Here is a 19,230-nt window from a genome sequence, read left to right as displayed (position 1 = left end):
CGCGGCCGTCCTCCCCCGGGGCCGTCCGTGCGCTGCGCCTGGGAGGATCACGCCCGTGGCAGGACGACAGCGGAACAGGGCGCGGCCACCCCGCGCGGCGGCGGACCGCGCCCGGCGGGCGCACGTCGAGCAGGTGCGCGGGCACCGATTCATCGCCGGCTGGGGCCCGAAGCGCACCGCGACCGTCATCCCTGCACCGCTGCGCTACTGGCAGTACCGGCCCGGCGGCCTGTTCGCGGCCGGCGCCGCGGTGCTCGTCGTCGTCCTGTGGCTGGGGCTGTTCGGCTGGCTCGCCGGCTGGCCGGCCGTCCGCGAGGAGCTGCCGCTGGCGGTGGTCGCGGGCGTCGCGGTGTACGTGCTGAACACCCGCCGCGTCACCGTCTCCGACCACGGGCTCTCGTTCGACGTGGCCGGGAGCCGGACCGACCAGGCCGACGTCATCCCCTCGGTGCTGGTGCAGGAGGTGCACGTCGGTCCCGCCCCCGCCGACTGGCCCGAGGCGGACAGGCGCGGTGGGTGGTGGCCCGGGCGCACCCGGGTCGCCGTCCGCCACCTGGGCGACGAGGGCGAGCAGGCGCTCACCGTGTGGGTGCGTGACCCGGCCGCGTTCGCCGACGCCCTCGGCGTGCCGCTGACGCGTTAGGCGGAGGCGCGCAGGGTGCCGTCGGGCCCGGCCAGGTGCACGGGCGCGCCGGCGGTGAGGTCGCGGACGGCGGCCAGGCCGGCGGGCTCCACCGCCTCGGCCGCGGAGACGACGACGGCGGCCTCCAACCCCTCGACCCCGCTGGAGACGGCCGCGGCGACGGCGGCCTGGAGCGCGGTGAGGGTCAACGACGGCAGGGCCACGCTGGCCGCGACGTAGGTGCGGCCGTCGGTGTCGCGGACCGCGGCGCCCTCGGTCGCGCCGGTGCGGGCGCGCGCCGACCGGGCGAGCGTGACGAGCTTCGCGTCCTCGGGGTGCAGGTCAGCCACAGTGGTTCAGCTTTCCACGCCGGCGGGCAGCTCCGCGCGGGTGGCCCCCGACGCCTGCGGCTCGTCGGTGCCCTCCTCGCCGTCCTCGGACGGTTCCGGCAGCCGGCACACCAGCATGGTGTCGATCCGGTTGCGCCGCCCGCCGGTGCTCTCGGCGACCAGGCGCAGGCCGGCGACCTCGGCCGCCGCCCCCTCGATCGGCACGCGGCCCAGCTCGCGGGCGAGCAGGCCGCCGACGGTCTCGACGTCGTCGTCCTCGGGCAGCTCCACCCCGGGGAACAGCTGGGCGAGGTCCTGCACCGGCAGCCGGGCGGTGACCCGCGCCGAGCCGTCCTCGAGCTGCTCGATCTCCGGCCGCTGGAAGGCGTCGTGCTCGTCGGCGATCTCCCCGACGATCTCCTCCAGGATGTCCTCGATGGTGACCAGGCCGGCGAACCCGCCGTACTCGTCGACCACGATCGCGATGTGGATGCGCTGGGCCTGCATGTCCCGCAGCAGCTCGTCGACCGGCTTGGACTCCGGGACGAACGACGGCGGGCGCATCAGCTCCTCGACCTTGGGCCCGGTGCGGTCCTGCGTGTTCTGCGAGCGGCGGACCAGGTCCTTGAGGTAGACGACGCCGACGACGTCGTCCACGTTCTCGCCGATCACCGGGATGCGGCTGAAGCCGCTGCGCAGCGCCAGGGCGAGCGCCTGGCGGACGGTCTTGCCGCGCTCGATCCAGACGACGTCGGTGCGGGGCACCATGACCTCGCGGGCGATCGTGTCGCCCAGCTCGAACACCGAGTGGATCATGTTGCGCTCGCCGGACTCGACGACCCCGCGCTCCTCGGCCATGTCGACCAGCTCGCGCAGCTCCACCTCCGAGGAGAAGGGGCCGTCGCGGAACCCGCGCCCCGGGGTGATCGCGTTGCCGACCAGGATCAGCAGGCTCGCCACGGGGCCGAGCACCCGGCCCAGCAGCCGGATGACGCCGGCGGAGGCGAGCGCCGTGCCGTAGGCGTGCTGGCGGCCGAGCGTGCGCGGCCCGACGCCGATCAGCACGTAGCTGACGACGGTCATCCCGCCGGCGGCGGTGAGGAAGGTCCGCCAGCCGCCGCCCCACAGGTCGTAGAGCAGCACCGTGACCAGCACCGCGGCGACCATCTCGCACAGGATGCGCAGCAGCAGGAGCAGCGCGACGTGCCGCGCCCGCTCGGCGACGACCTCCTCCAGGCCCGCGGCCCGCTTCACGCCGTCGCGGCGCAGCTCCTCGACGCGCGCCTTGGAGACCCGCTGCAGGGCCGACTCCATGGCGCCGAAGACCCCGGCGAGCGGGACCAGGCAGACAGCGACCACGAGCATGGTGATCGCAGCGGAGCTCATCGGGACCCGCTGTCCTTCGCCTGCGCCGGGGCGCCCGTCACCGGCTCGCGCGGAGCCGCCCGCCAGGCGTCGATCAGCTTGCCCTGGAGGCCGAACATCTCCTTCTCCTCCTCGGGCTCCATGTGGTCGTAGCCCAGCAGGTGGAGGACGCCGTGGGTGGCCAGCAGCACCAGCTCGTCGTCCATCGAGTGCCCGGCCGCGCGGGCCTGCCGGACGGCGACGGCGGGGCAGAGCACGATGTCGCCGAGGAGGGCGGGCCCGGGGTCGGGGTCGTCGGGCCGGCCGCTGTCGAACTCGTCCATGGGGAAGGCCAGCACGTCGGTCGGGCCTTTCTCGCCCATCCACCGCTCGTGCAGGCTGCTCATGTAGTCCGGGTCGACGCAGAGCACGGAGAGCTCGGCCATCGGGTTGATCTTCATCTCGCCGAGCACGAAACGGCAGATGCCGGCCAGCTCGGCCTCGTCCACCGCGATCTCGGACTCGTTGGACACCTCGACGGGCACGGTGGTCAGCTCCCCTGCCGGCGCGGCCGGGCGGTGCGGGCCGGCGGCGCGCCGGCGGCCGATCGGGTCGTGGGTGCCTGCCGGGTGGCGTCCCAGCGCTCGTAGGCGTCGACGATGTCGCCGACCAGCCGGTGGCGGACGACGTCGGTGCTGGTCAGGTTCGCGAAGTGCACGTCCTCGATGCCGTCGAGGATCTCGCGGACGATCTTCAGCCCGCTCTGCGCGCCGCCGGGCAGGTCGACCTGCGTGACGTCACCGGTCACCACGATCTTCGACCCGAAGCCGAGCCGGGTGAGGAACATCTTCATCTGCTCGGCGGTGGTGTTCTGCGCCTCGTCGAGGATGACGAACGCGTCGTTCAGGGTCCTACCGCGCATGTACGCCAGCGGCGCGACCTCGATGGTGCCCGACTGCATCAGCCGCGGGATCGACTCCGGGTCGACCATGTCGTGCAGCGCGTCGTACAGCGGCCGCAGGTAGGGGTCGATCTTCTCGCTCAGGGTGCCGGGCAGGTAGCCCAGCCGCTCCCCCGCCTCGACCGCCGGACGAGTCAGGATGATGCGGTTGACCTGCTTGGTGGTCAGCGCCTGCACCGCCTTGGCCATGGCCAGGTAGGTCTTGCCGGTACCGGCCGGGCCGATGCCGAAGACGACGGTGTGCTGGTCGATGGCGTCGACGTAGCGCTTCTGGTTCAGCGTCTTGGGCCGGATGGTGCGTCCGCGGCGGCTGATGATGTCGAGGCTCAGCACGTCGGCGGGGCGCTCGGCGCCCCCTGCCTTGAGCATGCTGATGACCCGGCGCACCGAGTCGGGCCGCAGCACCTGGCCGGTGCCGAGCAGGGCGATCAGCTCGTCGAAGACCCGGACGGCGAAGGCGTTGTCGGCCGGCTGCCCGGTGACGGCGATCTCGTTGCCGCGCACGTGGACGTCGGCGTCGAGCTCGCCCTCCACGAGCCGGAGGAGCTCGTCGCCCGATCCGAGGAGGGCGACCATCGAGACCCCGTCGGGGACGGTGATGGTCGCCCGGACGGGCGCGGTGGACGGTGGAGGCGGACCGGCGAGCGAGCCGTCCGCCGCGGCGGCCTGTGCCGAGGCCTCACGCGACGTGGGCGCTCCGGGCACGGGGACGTTCGGGGAGGTGTCGGGCAAGAACCCTCGACCCTGCCTTCCTGCGACGGCGAGGTGCGGGGATCCGCACCGGTGACCTGCTCGACTCTACCCGCGCGGGGCCACGCGGAACCTGCGTCGCCCGAAGGGGTCAGCGACCGGTGTAGGTCGCCTTGCCGGGCCCGTCGGCCAGGAAGGACGCGACGGCGCCGCGGAGGTCGTCGGTGGCGAACAGCCGGCCGGAGATGTCCGGCACCAGTGCGTCGGCCGCGCGGGCGCCCTCGCGGACGGCGACGGTCGCCAGCCGCTTGGTGGCCGCGTGCGCCACGGTCGGCCCGGCGGCGACCCGGCGTGCGTAGTCCCGCGCCGCCTCGGCGAAGCCCTCGTCGGGCAGCACGCGGTTCACCACGTTCCACCGCTCCAGGACGGCGGCCGGGTAGCGCTCGCCGGTGTAGATCAGCTCCTTGGCGCGGGCGGGGCCGGCTCGCTCGGCGAGCCGCTGGGGGCCGCCCATCGACGGCGTGAGGCCCACGACGATCTCCACGAGGCCGAAGGAGGCCTTCTCGGCGGCCAGCAGGATGTCGCAGGACAGCGCGAGCTCGAAGGCCGCGGTGAGGCAGAGCCCGTGCGCGGCGAAGACGGTCGGGACGGGGAGGTCCTCGAAGGTGTTCGCCACGCGCAGCAGCCGGGTCCACAGCTCGCCGCCGCGCCGGGCCGGCTCCGGCCCCTCGGCGATGTCGCGGAAGTAGGTGACGTCCACCCCGCCGGAGACGACCTTGCCGCGGGCCTCGACGAGCACCGCGCGCGCCCGATCCGCCCGGGCCGGGTCGGTCAGCTCCACGAGCTCGCCGGCCACCTGCTCGACCGCGTCGAACACCGCCGCGTCGAAGAGGTTGAGCGGCGGGTTGTCCAGCACGACGACGGCGACGTCGCCGTCCCGCTCGATCCGGACGGGGGCTGCGGCGTCGGTCATGCGCCCACCCTCTCAAGCCGCGCCGCGACGGGCAGCACGGCCCCGTCGATCAGCCGGGTGGCCAGCCGAGATCGCGGCCGCCCAGCACGTGCAGGTGGACGTGGTCGACCGACTGGCCGGCCTGCGGCCCGGTGTTGGTGACGACGCGGTAGCCGGGTTCGTCGCCGTCGCCGGTGACGAGGCCCTCCCCCGCGGCCACCGCACGGACCCCCGACACGACCTCGCCCAGCAGCACCGGGTCCGCCGTCGCCAGCGCTCCGATGTTGCGGTGGTGCTCCTTCGGGATCACCAGCACGTGCGTCGGCGCCTGGGGGTTGATGTCGCGGAAGGCGAGCACCCGGTCGGTCTCGTGGACGACGTCGGCGGGGATCTCACCGGCGACCATGCGGCAGAACAGGCAGTCGGTCACGCCCCGCACCCTAGAAGGACCCCCGTGCCACCCACCACCCGCTCCACCCGCAGCGGGCCCCTGCACGGGAGCCGTTCCAGCCCGTCGGCCGTCAGGTGCCGCTCTCGACCCCCAGGTAGGCCTGCACGATGCGCTCGTCGGCGAGCAGCTCGGCCGCCGGGCCGGAGTGCACCACCTCACCGCTCTGCAGGACGTACCCGTGCTCGGCGGCGCGCAGGGCGCGGCGGGCGTTCTGCTCCACCAGCACGACCGTGGTGCCCGACGCGCGGATCTCCTCGATGACGCGGAAGACCTCGTCGACGATCTTGGGTGCCAGCCCCATCGAGGGCTCGTCCATGAGCATCACCGTCGGCCCGGCGACCAGGGCGCGCGCGATGGCGAGCATCTGCTGCTCCCCGCCGGAGAGCGCCCCGGCCGGCAGCGATCGCCGCTCGGCCAGCACCGGGAACCGGTCGTACATCGCGTCGACGCGACGCGCGCCGCCGGTGCCCGAGTGCCACGTGCCCATCTGGAGGTTCTCCTCGATGGTGAGCGTGGCGAGGATCTGGCGCCCCTCCGGCACCTGCACCAGCCCGCGGCCGACCAGCTTGTGGGCGGGGGTGCGGGTGATGTCCTGGCCCTCGAACGTGATCCGCCCGCCGGCCGGCCGCAGCATGCCGGAGACGGCGTTGATGACCGAGGACTTGCCCGCGCCGTTCGCCCCGACCAGCGTCACGAGCGACCCTCGCTCGGCCCGGAAGGAGACGTCCCGGACCGCCTCGACCCGGCCGTAGGTCACACGCAGGTCCTCCACGGTGAGGATCGGGTCGCTCATGTCGCATCCCTCGAGGTGTCGGGCGTGTCCAGGGTGCCGGCGGCGCCGGGCCGGAGGTTCGCGACGGCGTCCGGAGGCGCTTCGCCGGCACCGGCGGCGGTGGCGCCGGAGCGGGCTCCCTGCGCAAGCGGGCCGTCACCCGGCTCGTCCTCGGCCGACCCCAGGTAGGCCTCGATGACGGCTGGGTCGGCGGCGACGTCGTCCGGCGCACCGCTGGCGATGACCTCGCCGAAGTTCAGGACGACGACACGGGTGCAGGTCTGCAGGACCATGCCGACGTTGTGCTCGATGAACAGGATGGTGAGCCCGTCCCGCGCGAGCGACCTGATCAGCTCCGACAGCCGGGCTGCCTCGACGTGGTTCATGCCCGCGGCCGGCTCGTCCAGGATCAGCAGGGAGGGATCCGAGGCGAGCGCACGGGCGATCTCGAGCCGGCGCTGGTCGCCGTAGGAGAGCGCCTCCGCCCGGCTGGTGGCGAGCTCGCTCAGCCCCACCCGCTCCAGGCAGCGAGCCGCCTGGCGCAGCGCCGCCCGCTCGTCCCGCCGCGCCGAGGGGAGCCAGAGCAGCCGCCGCAGGAAGGTGGGCCGGCTGACCAGGTGCGCTCCGACGAGCACGTTCTCCAGCGCCGAGAGCCGGTTGAACAGCTTCGAGTGCTGGAAAGTGCGGCTCACCCCGGCCGCCGCGATGCGGTGCACCGGCGTGCTGCCGATCGTCGTCCCGAGCACCGTCGCGCTCCCGGAACTGGGTGGGACCAGCCCGCTGATCATGTTGACCAGCGTGGTCTTGCCGGCGCCGTTGGGGCCGATCAGGCCGACGACCTCGCCGGCGCGGATCTCCAGGTCCACGCCCCGGACGGCGTGCACGCCGCCGTACTCCTTGCCCAGGCCCGCGAGCGTGACCACCGGCTCACCCGCGGCCGGGTGGCGGCGACCGGCGAGGCCGGTGGTGGTGCCGTCGTCGTCACCGGAGGGCATGCGGGTCCGTCGCGGGATCAGGCTGGCGAGGCCCCCGGGAAGGAACAGGATGACGACCAGCAGGAGCAGGCTGGCGAGGAACGGCCGGATCCAGCCGGCCTCCACCCCGACCGCCCGCTGGATCTCCGGGACGATCGTCTGGAACCCGCTGCCCAGCAGCGGGCCCAGGAACATCGTGGAGCCACCGACCACCGCGGTGACCAGGCCCTCGACCGCCGCGGTGAAGTCGAAGTCGTTGGGGGCGATGAGCCGGACGTAGTAGGCGTAGAGGACGCCGTACAACCCGGCGACCGCGCCTGCGGTGATGAACGCGGCAAGCCGGTGGCGCCCCACGTCGATGCCCATCGACCGGGCGGCCAGCTCGTCCTCGCGGATGGCTTCCAGGGCGCGGCCGTACCGGGAACGGCCCATCCGCCAGAACCAGTAGGCCACCAGCGCCAGCGCGGTCCAGGCCATGCCGACGGTGAGGATCCGGGAGACCCCCAGCCCCTGGGCGCCGCCGGTCCACTCCTGGTTGAGGAGGACCACGCGGACCGCCTCGGCGAAGCCGAGGGTCGCGATGGCCAGGAAGACCCCGCGCAGGTGCATGGTCGGCAGGCCGAGGACGACGGCGCCGAGCGCCCCGACCGACATGCCGATCGCCACGGCGATCAGCAGGGCGGGGACGTCACCGACGTCGCCCCCGCTGGGTGCCAGGTAGGCCCCCGAGAAGGCGGCCAGGGATGCGAAGCCGGCCTGGCCGAGGCTCAGCTGCCCGGCGATCAGGACGGCGTAGAAGGAGTAGGCGAATATCGCGCCGAGCGCGATGAAGGTCAGCGTGGTGGCGTACTGGTCCAGCATCAGACCTCACGGACCTTCCGTGCACCGAGCAGCCCCTGCGGGCGCAGCAGCAGGATCACGAACAGCAGGCCGAAGGCGATGACGTTCACCCACGACGAGCCGATGTACTGGACGGCGAAGACCTCCGCCAGGCCCAGCAGCAGCCCGCCGATGAGGGCCCCGGGCAGCGACCCCATGCCTCCCACGATGATGACCGCCAGGCCCTTGAGCTCGATCGCGGCGCCCATGCCCAGCTGGGCGGTGTTCACGTTGATCGCGAACAGCACACCGGCGACCGCGCCGAGCGCCGAGGAGATCGCGAAGGTGACCGCGGTGACCCGGTCGACGTTCACCCCGAGCACCCTCGCCGCCGTCGGGTTCTCCGCGACCGCACGCATCCCCCGGCCCAGCCGCGTCCGGGTGACCATGTAGGTCAGGCCCACCATCAGCGCGAGGGAGACGGCGAGGATCACCACCTGCACCAGGGTCACCTGGGCGCCGAACACCTCGAACCGGGTGTCGGGGAACGAGCCCGGCGGGAAGCGGCGGGTGTCGGGGCCGTAGCGCCACTGCAGCACCGCGATGAGCATGCCGGCCAGCGCGATCGAGGAGATCAGCCCGGCGAAGTGGGCGTCGGCCCGGTTCTTGAGCGGCCGGAACGCCACGCGCTCGATGACCAGCCCCAGGACGGCGCCGAAGACGAACACGACCGGCAGGGCGGCCCAGAGGGACAGCCCGCCCCGCTCGACCAGCTCGATGCCGACGAATGCGGAGGCGGCGAAGACCGCGGGGTGCGCGAGGTTCAGCCGGTCGAGGATGCCGAACACCAGCGTGAAGCCGATGGCGAACAACGCGTAGATCGAGCCGATGAAGATGCCGTTGAGGAGCTGCTGCACAGCGTCGCCTGTTCTCGTCGTGGGTGCCGGGGCACGGTAGCCGACACGTGGCCGGGGGGGGGGGGGGGGGGCGGGGGCGGCCCCCGCGGGCCCCGGGGGGGGGGGGGGGGGGGGGGGGGGGGGGGGGGGGGGGGGGGGGGGGGGGCCGGGCAGCCGGCCGGCGCCGCGCGAGGGGTCACTGCAGGACGGCGAACTGACCGTTCTCGACGACCTGGACGACGGCCGGGTGGTCGGCGTCCCGGTTCTCGTCGATGGAGAACTCGCCGAGGACGGTGGGCACGTCCTCGATCTGCCCCAGCGCCTCCTGGATGCTGTCGCGCTCGGCGGAGCAGTTGGCGCGCACGGCCTGGTCGACGAGCTTGAGCCCGGTGTAGGCCTGGGCGGCGAACTGGTCGGGCTGCGAGCCGTACTCGGCCTCGTAGGCCTGGAGGAACGCCTGGTTCTCCGGGTTGTCCGAGGCGGAGTTCCAGGCGGCGCCGACGACGACGCCCTCGGCCGCCTCACCCGCATCGGCCATCAGCCGCGGGTTGTTGAACCCGTTGCCGCCGATGATCGGCACGTCGATGCCGAGCTCACGGGCCTGGGTCACCAGCGGCACCGCGGCCTCGATCAGGGCCGAGACGACGAGCGCGTCCGGGTCGTTCTCCTGCGCCTGGGTCAGCAGGGCGCGGAAGTCGGTGTCGGACTTGGAGAAGGTGATCGTCTCGCTGATGGTCACGCCCTGGTCCTCCAGCGCGGCGGCGAACGCCTCGTAGCCGGACTCGGTGAACGCATCGTCGTTGCTGTACATGACGACGACGTCCTCGAGGGCGAACTGCTCGGTGGCGGCTGCGACGGTCTGCGGGATGACCGCCTGCTCGGTGAGGGAGTCGCGGAAGACGTAGTCGCCGATCTCGGTCACCCCCGCGGCCGTGTTGGAGATCCCGAGCACCGGCACACCCGCCTCCTGGGCGATCGGGTCGGCCTGGACGGCGGCGTTGGACAGCGTGGGGCCGATGATCAGGCTCACGCCGTCGTTGACGAATTCGTCGAAGAGCGTGATCGCCTGGCGGGGGTCGGTCTGGTCGTCCTCGATCGTGAGGTCGTAGGTGACCCCGCCCTGCTCGGCCAGCTCCGAGGCGGCGAGCTCCAGGCCGCGCTGCTGGGACTCGCCGTAGCTGGCCGCGGCACCGGTCAGGCTGAGCACCGCGCCCAGGGGCACCTCGCCCTCGATGGTGCAGGACTCACCGCTGCCCTCGCCGGTGAGTGCCCCCGAGGCGGCGGACTCCCCGCCGCCGGACTCACCGGAGCCGCAGGAGGCGAGGAGGAGGGCCGCGGCGCCGGCCGCGGCGACGGTGTGGAGCTTGGTGCGCATGTCTCTCCCTTGTCGAGCACGACGACCGGCCGACCGCGACGAGGCGGCCGCGCGGCGCCCGCGGACGGGTCCGTCCGAGGCACCCGGGCGTCGTGGGCCGATCGGAGCCGGTCGGCTGGTTACGGGAGTCACAGTAGGCACCGCCCACCGCGCCGCCGGCAGGGGCGGGGCAAGCGTGCTCAGAACGTGACCGTCCGGAACCCGACGGGTTGCGCGTCGGCAGCTCGCGGCGCCGGGCCGATGACACCGGGTGCAAGATGGGCCGTCCCTCTCCCGCTCCAGGAGGCCCCTCGTGCCCGCTCCCCTCCCCCCGGCGAGGACGTAGTGCGTCCCGCTCGCGCCGCCCGGTCGGGTGGCCTCGTCCCCGGTTCCGCCCTCCTCCCCGCCCTTTCCCGCCGCACCCTGCTGGCCGGCACCGGCGCCGTCCTCGCCGCCGCGCTCGCCGGCTGCTCCGGCACCTCGACCGCCGCACCCGGCTCCCCCGGCACGCTGCGCATCGGCGCCATCCCCGACCAGGACCCCGAGGTCCTGCAGCGCCAGTTCGGCACGGTGGCCGGTACCCTCGCCGCAGACCTCGACCTCGATGCCGCGTACCGGCCGGTCACCGACTACGCCGCCGCCGTCTCGCTGTTCCGGACCGGCGACCTGGACCTGGTCTGGTTCGGCGGGCTCACCGGCGTCCAGGCCCGGCTGCAGACCCGCGGCGCCGTCCCGATCGCCCAGCGCGACATCGACGAGGAGTTCCACTCGGTCTTCGTCGTCAACACCGCCACCGGGCTCGCCCCCGCCGACGACCTGCGCCCGCTGGCGGACCTCCGGTTCACCTACGGCAGCGAGACCTCCACCTCCGGCCGGCTCATGCCCGCCCACTTCCTGCGCGAGGCCGGCGTCGACCCCGAGGGCTTCCCCGGCGGCCCGGGGTTCTCCGGCTCGCACGACGCGACGATCGCCCTCGTCGCCTCGGGCACGTACCAGGCAGGCGTCCTCAACGAGCAGGTGTGGCGGTCCCGCTCGGAGGACGGCGGGGTGGATCCCGCGGTGATCGCCTACGCGCGCACCCCCGCTTACCACGACTACCACTGGCTGCTCGGCCCCGGCGCGGTCGAGCGCTTCGGTGACGACCTGGCCGGCCGGCTCACCGGCTGGTTCACCGGGCTGTCCGCCGGCGACCCGGACGACGCAGCGGTGCTCGAGCTGTTCGGCGCGGGCTCCTTCATCCCGACCGAGGCGGCGAACTACCGGCACATCGAGGACATCGGCCGGGACCTCGGGTTGGTCAGCTGAGCGAGGTCGTCCGGCTCACCGGTGTCGAGGTCCGCTTCGGCGGCACGCCCGCCCTCGCCGGGGTGGACCTCGCGGTGGCCGCGGGAGAGCGCGTCGCCGTCGTCGGCGCCTCCGGCGCGGGCAAGTCGACGCTGCTCGGGGTGCTCAACGGCTCGGTGCCGCCGACGGCCGGCTCGGTCCGGGTGCTCGGCGCGGACCCGGCGGCCCTGCGCGGGCGGGAGCTGCGCCGGCTGCGGGCGCGCACCGGCACGGTCCACCAGCACCTCGAGCTCCCCGGGCAGCTGCGGGTGGTGCACAACGTGAACGCCGGCCGGCTGGGCTCCTGGTCGGCCGCCCGGGCCACGTGGTCGCTGGTCCGCCCGCAGGGCACCGGCGACGTGCTGGCCGCGCTGGCCCGCGTGGGGCTCGCCGACCGGGCTTACGAGCGCACCGAGCGGCTCTCCGGCGGGCAGCGGCAGCGGGTGGCGCTGGCCCGGCTGCTGGTGCAACGGCCCGAGCTCGTGCTCGCCGACGAGCCGGCGTCGGCGCTGGACCCGGCGCTGGCCGACCAGGCGCTCGGTCTGCTCGGCGAGCTGGCGACCGGGCGCGGCGGTGCGCTGCTCGCCTGCCTGCACGACCCGGCGCTGGCGTTGCGGCACTGCGACCGCGTGGTCGGCCTGGTGGCCGGCCGGGTGGTGCTCGACGCCCCGGCCCGCACCCTCACGGTGGCGGCGCTGGAGGGCTTCTTCGGGGTGACCCGGTGACCGCCGTCCTGCAGCGTCCGGCCCCGCCGGCGCCCCGCCTGCGCCGCGACCGGCGGCGCTGGGCGTGGGGGCTGGGCGCCCTCGCCCTGCTGGGCTGGGCGCTCGCCGGGAGCGGGCTGTTCTCCGGGCCGGTGGTCAACCCGGCCGGCGCCGGCCAGGTCGGCCGCTTCCTCGCCGCCGCCGTCCGGCCGGAGCTCGGCGCGGAGTTCCTCGGCGTGGTGGCGGGCTCGACGCTGGTCACCGTCGCGTACGCGGTCCTCGGCGCCGGGCTCGCCGTCCTGATCGGGGCGCTGGGTGCGGTCCCGGCCTCGCGCACGGCATGGGGACGGCGGCGCACCGGGTGGCTGCTCACCCGCGGCGGGCTGGCGCTGCCGCGCGGCCTGCACGAGGCGGTGTGGGGCCTGCTCCTGGTGAACGTGCTCGGCCTCGACCCGTGGGTGGGGGTGCTGGCGATCGCCGTGCCCTACGGCGCGATCACCGCGAAGGTCTTCGCCGACCTGCTCGACGAGGTCCCCCGCGGCGGGTACCGGGCGCTGCTCGCCGCCGGCGCGGGGCGGGGGACGGCGGCCCTCTACGGCCTGCTCCCCCCGGCCGCGGGCGGGCTGCTCTCCTACTCGTTCTACCGGCTGGAGTGCGCGGTGCGCTCGGCCGTCGTCCTCGGCCTGATCGGCGCCGGCGGGCTGGGCTATCAGCTCGCCCTCTCGTTCGCCTCCCTCCGCTGGGAGCAGGTGTGGACGACGGTCTACGCGCTGGCCCTGCTGTGCCTGCTCGCCGACGTCGCCGGCCGGGCCGTGCGCCGCCGCGTCGCCGCGCCGCGGCCCGGGGCCCGGCGCGACCGGGTCCTGGCCGTGGCCGTGCTGGCGGTCCCGGCGCTGGCCGGCTGGGCGGTCTGGTACCTCGCACTCTCCCCCGCCGCCCTGGTCTCCGCCCGCACCCGCGAGCAGGTCGCCTACGTCGCCGCTGCCGCGTGGCCCCCGGCGACCGGCGGCGACCTGCTGGCGGCAGTGTGGTCGGCTTCGGTGGAGACGGTGCGGATGTCGGTGCTGGCGGTGGCGTTCGCGACCGCGGGGGCGGTGGCGCTGGCCGGCCTGGCGGCGCGTCCGGGCAGCCCCGGCGGTCCCGGGCGCCACGCGCTGGGAAGGCTCACCCGCGTCGGGCTGCTGCTGCTCCGCGCCGTCCCGCCACCGGTGTGGGCGCTGGTGCTCCTGTTCGTGCTGCTCCCCGGCGTGCTGCCGGGAGCGCTCGCGCTCGGCGTCTACACGCTGGGCGTGCTGGGGCGGCTCGTCGGCGAGGCGGTCGAGGAGGCCGACCGTCGCCCCCAGGAGGCGCTCCGGGCCGCCGGTGCGGCACCGGCCGCCCGGTGGCTGTACGGCGGCGTCCCCGCGCTGGCCGGGCCGGTGCTGGCCCTGGCGCTCTACCGGTGGGAGGTCGTCGTGCGGGACACGGTGCTCGTCGGCCTGCTGGGTGCCGGCGGGATCGGTGTCCTGCTCTCGGCCGCGACGTCGTCCTTCGACTGGCCCGCGGTCACCACGGTGCTGGTCGCGATCGTGCTGCTGACCGTCGCCGTCGACCTGGTGGGCGCCCGCGCCCGCGCCGCCCTGCGATGACACCGCGCCCCTCCGGGCCGCACCACGGCCACGTGCCGTCCCCTGCTGCGACGAGTGCGTCCGTCCACCGTGCCGGGAACCCTCCGGGCTCCGCGCCACGGCGAACCGTGCTCCCTACATCCAGCGGGTGCGGGCCGACAGGGCGGCGAGGGCGGCGGCACCCGCCGTGGAGGTGCGCAGCACCTCAGGGCCCAGCCGCACCGCCTCCGCCCCGGCCGCGCGGAAGGCGACGACCTCGCCGTCGGAGAGGCCGCCCTCCGGGCCGACGACGACCACCACGGTCCCGGACGCCGGAACCGCCAGCCCGGCCAGCGGGCGACGGGCCCGCTCGTGCAGGACGACGGCGAGGTCGGCTTCGGCGAGCATGCCGGCGACCTCGCGGGTGCTCATGGGTTCGGTGACCTCGGGCAGCCGTGGGCGGCGGGACTGCTTGCTCGCGGCCCGGGCCGCGGCCCGCCACTTCGCCACGCCCTTCCCGACCCGGTCGTCCCGCCAGCGGGTCACGCAGCGGGCGGCCTGCCACGGCACGATCCGGTCGACGCCGAGCTCGGTGGCCAGGTCCACCGCCAGCGGGCCCCGGTCCCCCTTGGGCAGCGCCTGCACGAGCACGAACTCCGGGTCCGGAGCGGGCACCTCGAAGCGGTTGCGCACGGCGACACGCAGCCCCGCCGGTCCCGCGACGACGACCTCGCCCTCGGCGACGGTCCCCGCGCCGTCCCCCACGTGCACCCGCTCGCCCGGCTGCAGCCGCAGCACGTCGACGGCGTGCCGGCCCTCCTGGCCAGCGACGAGCAGCTCCTCGTCGTCGGGCAGCTCGTCCAGCAGGAACAGCGGGACGCCGTCGAGCGCAGGGGCCTCGCTCACGTCAGCGCCCGTGGAAGGCGTCGCGCACCCGGGAGAACAGGCCGCCCTGCGCCTCGCGGTCACCGCCGGGGGTGTCCTCGCCCCGCAGCGCGGCGAGCTCGCGCAGCAGCTTCTCCTGCTCGGCGTCGAGCCGGGTCGGCGTCTGCACCTCGACGTGCACGAGCATGTCGCCGCGCCCGGTGGCCCGCAGCCGCGGCGCCCCGTGCGCGCGCAGGGTGAGCACGCTGCCGGACTGGGTGCCCGGGCGGATGTCGAGCTCCTCCTCGCCGTCGAGCGTCTTCAGGTTCAGCGTGGTGCCCAGCGCCGCGGCCGTCATCGGGAGGGTGACCCGGCAGTGCAGGTCCTCGCCGTCCCGGGTGAACACCTCGTGCGGGCGCTCGTGCACCTCCACGTACAGGTCGCCGGCCGGTCCGCCGCCGGGGCCGACCTCGCCCTGGCCGGTGAGCCGGATGCGCATCCCGTCCTCCACGCCTGCCGGCACCTTGACCGAGAGGGTGCGGCGGGCTCGTACCCGGCCATCTCCGCCGCACTTCGGGCACGGCGTGGGGATGACCTGGCCGGTGCCCGAGCAGGTCGGGCAGGTGCGGCTGGAGACCACCTGGCCGAGGAAGCCGCGCTGCACGCTCTGCACCTCGCCGCGCCCGGAGCAGGTGCCGCAGGTGGCCGGGTGGGTGCCGGGCGCGGTGCCGGCGCCGGTGCAGGCGTCGCAGAGGACGGCGGTGTCGACGGTGATGTCCTTGGTGGTGCCGAAGACCGTCTCGTCGAGCTCCAGCTCCACCGGGATGAGCGCGTCGCGCCCGGCCCGCGTGCGGCTGCGCGGGCCCCGGGTGGCCGCGCCGCCGAAGAAGGCGTCCATGATGTCGCCCAGGCCGCCGAACCCGGCACCGCCGAACCCGCCGGCGCCCCCGGCCCCCGCGTCGAACGGGTCACCGCCGAGGTCGACGATCCGGCGCTTCTCGGGGTCGGTCAGCGCCTCGTAGGCGCGGGTGACCTCCTGGAACCGCTCCTTGGCCTCGGGGTCGGGGTTGACGTCCGGGTGCAGGTCGCGGGCCAGCCGCCGGTAGGCGCGCTTGATGTCCTGGTCGGTCGCGCCCTGGGCCAGGCCCAGCACGCCGTAGTAGTCGGTCGCCATCGAAGAGTCTCGTCCTCAGCTCTCGGCCAGCAGGTGGCCGACGTAGCGGGCCACGGCTCGCACCGCGGCCATGTTCCCTGGGTAGTCCATGCGCGTCGGCCCCACGACGCCGAGGCCCCCGAGCGCCCGGTCGCCGGAGCCGTACCCGACGGTGACCAGCGAGGCCCCCGTCAGCGCCTCGTGCGCGTTCTCCTCGCCGATGCGCACCAGCACGGTGCCGGCGTCCACCTCGCTCATGAGGCGCAGGACGACGACCTGCTCCTCGAGGGCCTCCAGCAGCGGCCGCAGCGTGCCGGGGAAGTCGGTGCCACCGCCGCGGGCGAGGTTCGCCGTCCCGCCGATGACCAGCCGGTCCTCGCTGGGCTCGACGAGGGTCTCGACGAGCGTGGCGCTGACGGCGGCCACCAGCCCCCGCAGGTGCGGTGGCGCCGTCTCCAGGAGGCCCGGCACCTTGTCCCCGGCCTCGCCGAGCTTGACCCCGGCGAATGCCGAGTTCAGCAGCGCGCGCAGCTCGGGGACGGCGGCGGCGTCGACGTCCGGCGGGCAGTCGACGACGCGCTGCTCCACCCGACCGGTGTCGGTGATCAGGACCAGCAGCAAGCGGCCCACCGCCACCTGCACCACCTCGAGGTGCCGGACGGCGCTGCGGGACAGCGTCGGGTACTGGACGACCGCCACCTGGCGGGTCAGCTGCGCGAGCAGCCGGACGGTGCGGCCGAGCACGTCGTGGAGGTCGACCGCACCGTCGAGGAAGCGCTCGATCGCCCGGCGCTCCGCGGCCGACAGCGGCTTCACCGCCGAGAGCCGGTCGACGAAGAGCCGGTAGCCCTTGTCGGTGGGCACCCGGCCGGCGCTGGTGTGCGGCTGGGTGATGTAGCCCTGCTCCTCCAGCACCGCCATGTCGTTGCGGATCGTCGCCGGGGAGACCCCGAGGTCGTGACGCTCGGCGAGGGCCTTGCTGCCCACCGGGTCGTTGGTGGAGACGAAGTCCTGGACGATGGCCCGGAGGACCTCCAGGCGGCGTTCGTCGTGCGCCACGGTGACACCTCCCCGTACCGGTCGACGTGCCGTGCCGCGCCCCGGGGTGCGGGGCCGCCGCCGGCCCCGGGCCACGCCCGGCCTGGCACTCGCACGGACAGAGTGCCAGGCCAGCATACGCCTAGGACCTGGTCCGCCTCGCCGCTCGCAGGCGTGCGGCGAGCCCCGGCGGCGGGCCGCCGGGGGCGGGGCACGGCGGTGCTCCGGCGGCTAGGGTGGTGGCGGTCGGTGCCCCTGGCCGGGGGGCGGAGAGCGGGAGGTCGGTCCCCTGATCTTCAAAGGCGTGCGCAACGGGCGCCCCTACCCCGACCACGGGCTGTCCACCCGCGACTGGGCGATGATCCCGCCCCGGCAGGTCCGGCTCGACACCCTGACGACCACCAAGCGGGAGCTGGCCCTCGACGCGCTGCTCGCCGACGACTCCACCTTCTACGGCGACCTCTTCCCCCACGCGGTGCAGTGGCACGGCGAGCTCTACCTGGAGGACGGGCTGCACCGGGCGCTGCGCGCAGCGCTGCAGCAGCGCAACGTCATCCACGTGCGGGTCCTCGACCTCGACGCGCTCACGCCGGTGCAGGCGCCGGAGGGCCCGAGCACCGCCTCGCTGCCCGCGCAGCCCCCGGTCCCCGGCCCGCGCGGCCGCTGACCCGCCGCCGCCCCTACAGCCAGCCCTTCTCCTCCGCGACGCGGGCCGCCTCCACCCGGGTTCGGGCGCCGGTCTTGCCGATCGCCGAGGACAGGTAGTTGCGCACCGTGCCCTCGGACAGGAAGAGCCGGCCGGCGATGTCGGCCACCGTCGCCCCGTCGGCGGCGGCCCGCAGCACGTCGGCCTCCCGCGCCGACAGCGGCGTCGCCCCGATCGCCAGCGCGGCGGCGGCGAGGTCGCGGTCGATGACCCGCTCCCCGGCCACGACGGCCCGGATGCCCTGGGCGAGCTCGCTGACGGGGGCGTCCTTCACCAGGAAACCGGCGGCGCCGACCTCCATCGCCCGGCGCAGGAAGCCCGGTCGGCCGAACGTCGTGAGGATGACGGCTCGGCACCCCGGCAGCGCCGTGGCCAGCTCCCTGGCGGCGGTCAGCCCGTCGGCGCCGGGCATCTCGATGTCCAGCAGCGCCACGTCGGGGCGGTGCTCGGCGGCCGCCGCGGCGACGGCGTCCCCCCGCCCGACCTCGGCCACCACCTCGATGTCGTCCTCCAGCTCCAGCAGCGCGCGCAGCGCCCCGCGGACCATCGTCTGGTCCTCGGCGATGAGCACCCGGATCACGACGCCGCCACCGGCGACGCCGCGACCGGGCTGGTCAGCGGCACCGATGCGGTGAGCCGGAACCCGCCGCCCTGCCCCGGCCCGTGGTCCAGCCGGCCGCCCACCGCGGCGACCCGCTCGGCGAGCCCGCACAGCCCGGCCCCGGCCGGGGCGTCCCCGCCGCGCCCGTCGTCGGCGACGGTCAGCTGGACGTCGTCCTCCCCGGTCCGGAGGGTCACCGTGACCGACCGCGCCGCGCTGTGCCGCAGCACGTTGGTGGTGGCCTCGCGCACGACCCAGCCGAGCACGGCGTCCACCGGGCCCGGCAGCGGCCGGCCCGGCGCCGGCGCCCGCAGCGCGATGCCGGCCGCCGACAGCGCGGGCCTCGCCTCGGCCAGCGCCTGGGCGAGGTTCACCTGGCGGTAGCCGCTGACCGCGTCCCGGACCTCGGCCAGCGCCCGCCGCGCCGCGGACTCGACGTCGGCCATCTCCTGGCGGGCGCGGGCCGGGTCGCGCTCGGCCAGCCGGCCGGCCAGCTCGCTCTTGAGCGCGATCAGCGAGAGGCTGTGCCCGAGCAGGTCGTGCAGGTCGCGGGCGAAGCGCAGCCGCTCCTCGGCGACGGCGTTGCGGGCCAGCTCCTCCCGGGCCTCCACCAGCTCGGAGTTCAGCGAGATGAGCTGCCGCATCCCGCGGAGCGCGAACGCGGTGAGCAGGCAGATCACGGGCAGGACGAACACGTCACCCAGGACGCCGTGCGCAGCCAGCACCGCGGCGCAGACACCGGCCGCGCCCACGACGGCCGGCCACACCCACCGCTGGGGCAGGCCCACCGACGCCGCGGCCGAGACGTAGATCATCAAGCCGGCCCACGCGGGTCCCAGCCAGACGGCCAGCCCGACGCCGAGGACGGCGACGACCGCCAGCGGCACGCGCGGCCAGTCGCAGCGCTCGCCGAAGACCTGGCCGAAGATGCCGAGGTAGACGACGGTGAAGGCGACCAGGGCCGCGGCCGCCACCACCTGCACCAGCAGCGGCCGCGGCGTGCTGACCAGGTCGGCGACCGGGAAGACCTGGAACAGCAGCCAGGGCACGGCCCAGCCCAGACGCTGCCAGCGGTTCCGGGGATCCACGAG

20 protein-coding genes are annotated in these 19,230 nt (G+C 75.1%); 5 read left to right on the top strand and 15 right to left on the bottom strand.

The window, feature by feature from the left end; translation table 11 throughout:
- Positions 1-55: 55 nt before the first annotated feature.
- Positions 56-643: a hypothetical protein gene (locus ACI79W_RS10280; RefSeq protein ID WP_456561976.1), complete on the top strand. Its 588-nt coding sequence runs from the start codon at positions 56-58 to the stop codon at positions 641-643.
- Here ACI79W_RS10280 and ACI79W_RS10275 read toward each other — a convergent pair.
- From ACI79W_RS10275 to ACI79W_RS10230, 10 genes are all read right to left on the bottom strand, one after another.
- Entirely contained in the window at positions 640-972 is a 333-nt protein-coding gene (locus ACI79W_RS10275; protein WP_456561975.1) for a cytidine deaminase, read from the bottom strand. The two genes, ACI79W_RS10280 and ACI79W_RS10275, sit on opposite strands and share 4 nt — an antisense overlap.
- 6 nt (positions 973-978) lie before the next feature.
- The gene (locus ACI79W_RS10270; protein WP_456561974.1) at positions 979-2,337 is read right to left on the bottom strand and encodes a hemolysin family protein; all 1,359 of its coding nucleotides are present in this window, start codon (positions 2,335-2,337) and stop codon (positions 979-981) included.
- Positions 2,334-2,840, bottom strand: coding sequence for an rRNA maturation RNase YbeY (gene ybeY / locus ACI79W_RS10265; protein WP_456561973.1), 507 nt, complete (start codon positions 2,838-2,840; stop codon positions 2,334-2,336). The genes ACI79W_RS10270 and ybeY overlap by 4 nt, the downstream gene beginning before the upstream one ends.
- 5 nt (positions 2,841-2,845) lie before the next feature.
- Entirely contained in the window at positions 2,846-3,988 is a 1,143-nt protein-coding gene (locus tag ACI79W_RS10260) for a PhoH family protein (protein WP_456561972.1), read from the bottom strand.
- A gap of 109 nt (positions 3,989-4,097) precedes the next feature.
- Positions 4,098-4,919: an enoyl-CoA hydratase/isomerase family protein gene (locus ACI79W_RS10255; protein ID WP_456561971.1), complete on the bottom strand. Its 822-nt coding sequence runs from the start codon at positions 4,917-4,919 to the stop codon at positions 4,098-4,100.
- Positions 4,920-4,968: 49 nt separating this feature from the next.
- On the bottom strand, positions 4,969-5,328 hold the full coding sequence (locus ACI79W_RS10250) for a histidine triad nucleotide-binding protein (RefSeq protein WP_456561970.1): 360 nt from the start codon (positions 5,326-5,328) through the stop codon (positions 4,969-4,971).
- A 91-nt stretch (positions 5,329-5,419) separates the two neighbouring features.
- Positions 5,420-6,142 (bottom strand): ABC transporter ATP-binding protein, encoded by a 723-nt coding sequence (locus ACI79W_RS10245; RefSeq protein WP_456561969.1) that lies wholly within the window; start codon positions 6,140-6,142, stop codon positions 5,420-5,422.
- Positions 6,139-7,956 carry a branched-chain amino acid ABC transporter ATP-binding protein/permease gene (locus ACI79W_RS10240; protein WP_456561968.1) on the bottom strand — a complete coding sequence of 606 codons (1,818 nt, stop codon included), beginning with the start codon at positions 7,954-7,956 and terminating at the stop codon, positions 6,139-6,141. The genes ACI79W_RS10245 and ACI79W_RS10240 overlap by 4 nt, the downstream gene beginning before the upstream one ends.
- Positions 7,956-8,831, bottom strand: a complete 876-nt coding sequence (locus tag ACI79W_RS10235) for a branched-chain amino acid ABC transporter permease (protein ID WP_456561967.1) — start codon at positions 8,829-8,831, stop codon at positions 7,956-7,958. Before ACI79W_RS10235 ends, ACI79W_RS10240 begins: the two co-directional genes overlap by 1 nt.
- A 175-nt stretch (positions 8,832-9,006) precedes the next feature.
- Entirely contained in the window at positions 9,007-10,185 is a 1,179-nt protein-coding gene (locus tag ACI79W_RS10230) for an ABC transporter substrate-binding protein (protein ID WP_456561966.1), read from the bottom strand.
- Positions 10,186-10,509: 324 nt separating this feature from the next.
- Between ACI79W_RS10230 and ACI79W_RS10225 the strand changes: the two genes are divergently transcribed.
- Genes ACI79W_RS10225 through ACI79W_RS10215 form a run of 3 tightly spaced genes read left to right on the top strand, consistent with a single transcriptional unit; the run spans position 10,510 to position 13,819 of the window.
- Entirely contained in the window at positions 10,510-11,469 is a 960-nt protein-coding gene (locus tag ACI79W_RS10225; RefSeq protein WP_456561965.1) for a putative selenate ABC transporter substrate-binding protein, read from the top strand.
- A complete protein-coding gene (locus tag ACI79W_RS10220) occupies positions 11,466-12,212 on the top strand; it encodes a phosphonate ABC transporter ATP-binding protein (protein WP_456562019.1) in 747 nt (248 codons plus the stop codon). Before ACI79W_RS10225 ends, ACI79W_RS10220 begins: the two co-directional genes overlap by 4 nt.
- Entirely contained in the window at positions 12,209-13,819 is a 1,611-nt protein-coding gene (locus ACI79W_RS10215) for a PhnE/PtxC family ABC transporter permease (protein ID WP_456561964.1), read from the top strand. The genes ACI79W_RS10220 and ACI79W_RS10215 overlap by 4 nt, the downstream gene beginning before the upstream one ends.
- A 114-nt stretch (positions 13,820-13,933) precedes the next feature.
- Here ACI79W_RS10215 and ACI79W_RS10210 read toward each other — a convergent pair whose 3' ends face one another.
- Genes ACI79W_RS10210 through hrcA form a run of 3 tightly spaced genes read right to left on the bottom strand, consistent with a single transcriptional unit; the run spans position 13,934 to position 16,853 of the window.
- Positions 13,934-14,683, bottom strand: a complete 750-nt coding sequence (locus ACI79W_RS10210) for a 16S rRNA (uracil(1498)-N(3))-methyltransferase (RefSeq protein ID WP_456561963.1) — start codon at positions 14,681-14,683, stop codon at positions 13,934-13,936.
- Between the two features lies 1 nt (position 14,684).
- Entirely contained in the window at positions 14,685-15,815 is a 1,131-nt protein-coding gene (dnaJ, locus tag ACI79W_RS10205; RefSeq protein WP_456561962.1) for a molecular chaperone DnaJ, read from the bottom strand.
- 15 nt (positions 15,816-15,830) lie between these two features.
- A complete protein-coding gene (gene hrcA / locus ACI79W_RS10200; protein ID WP_456561961.1) occupies positions 15,831-16,853 on the bottom strand; it encodes a heat-inducible transcriptional repressor HrcA in 1,023 nt (340 codons plus the stop codon).
- A 268-nt stretch (positions 16,854-17,121) separates the two neighbouring features.
- Between hrcA and ACI79W_RS10195 the strand changes: the two genes are divergently transcribed.
- On the top strand, positions 17,122-17,499 hold the full coding sequence (locus ACI79W_RS10195) for a type II toxin-antitoxin system VapB family antitoxin (protein ID WP_456562018.1): 378 nt from the start codon (positions 17,122-17,124) through the stop codon (positions 17,497-17,499).
- A gap of 13 nt (positions 17,500-17,512) precedes the next feature.
- Here the strand turns inward: ACI79W_RS10195 and ACI79W_RS10190 are convergent, their stop codons facing one another.
- Both ACI79W_RS10190 and ACI79W_RS10185 read right to left on the bottom strand, forming a co-directional pair.
- Positions 17,513-18,118, bottom strand: coding sequence for a response regulator (locus tag ACI79W_RS10190; RefSeq protein ID WP_456561960.1), 606 nt, complete (start codon positions 18,116-18,118; stop codon positions 17,513-17,515).
- Positions 18,115-19,227 (bottom strand): sensor histidine kinase, encoded by a 1,113-nt coding sequence (locus ACI79W_RS10185; protein WP_456561959.1) that lies wholly within the window; start codon positions 19,225-19,227, stop codon positions 18,115-18,117. Before ACI79W_RS10185 ends, ACI79W_RS10190 begins: the two co-directional genes overlap by 4 nt.
- Between the last annotated feature and the right edge of the window lie 3 nt (positions 19,228-19,230).

The organism is Blastococcus sp. SYSU DS0533 (assembly GCF_054050775.1).
Note: the sequence above shows the minus strand (reverse complement) of the source record. Positions and strands in the feature narration are given on the sequence as shown.

Excerpts from the sequence above, each read along its gene's own strand:
- ACI79W_RS10245 (WP_456561969.1), bottom strand. The coding sequence starts at position 6,142 with ATGAGCGACCCGATCCTCACCGTGGAGGACCTGCGTGTGACCTACGGC.
- ACI79W_RS10270 (WP_456561974.1), bottom strand. The coding sequence starts at position 2,337 with ATGAGCTCCGCTGCGATCACCATGCTCGTGGTCGCTGTCTGCCTGGTC.
- ACI79W_RS10240 (WP_456561968.1), bottom strand. The coding sequence starts at position 7,956 with ATGCTGGACCAGTACGCCACCACGCTGACCTTCATCGCGCTCGGCGCG.
- ACI79W_RS10230 (WP_456561966.1), bottom strand. The coding sequence starts at position 10,185 with ATGCGCACCAAGCTCCACACCGTCGCCGCGGCCGGCGCCGCGGCCCTC.
- dnaJ (WP_456561962.1), bottom strand. The coding sequence starts at position 15,815 with ATGGCGACCGACTACTACGGCGTGCTGGGCCTGGCCCAGGGCGCGACC.
- ACI79W_RS10255 (WP_456561971.1), bottom strand. The coding sequence starts at position 4,919 with ATGACCGACGCCGCAGCCCCCGTCCGGATCGAGCGGGACGGCGACGTC.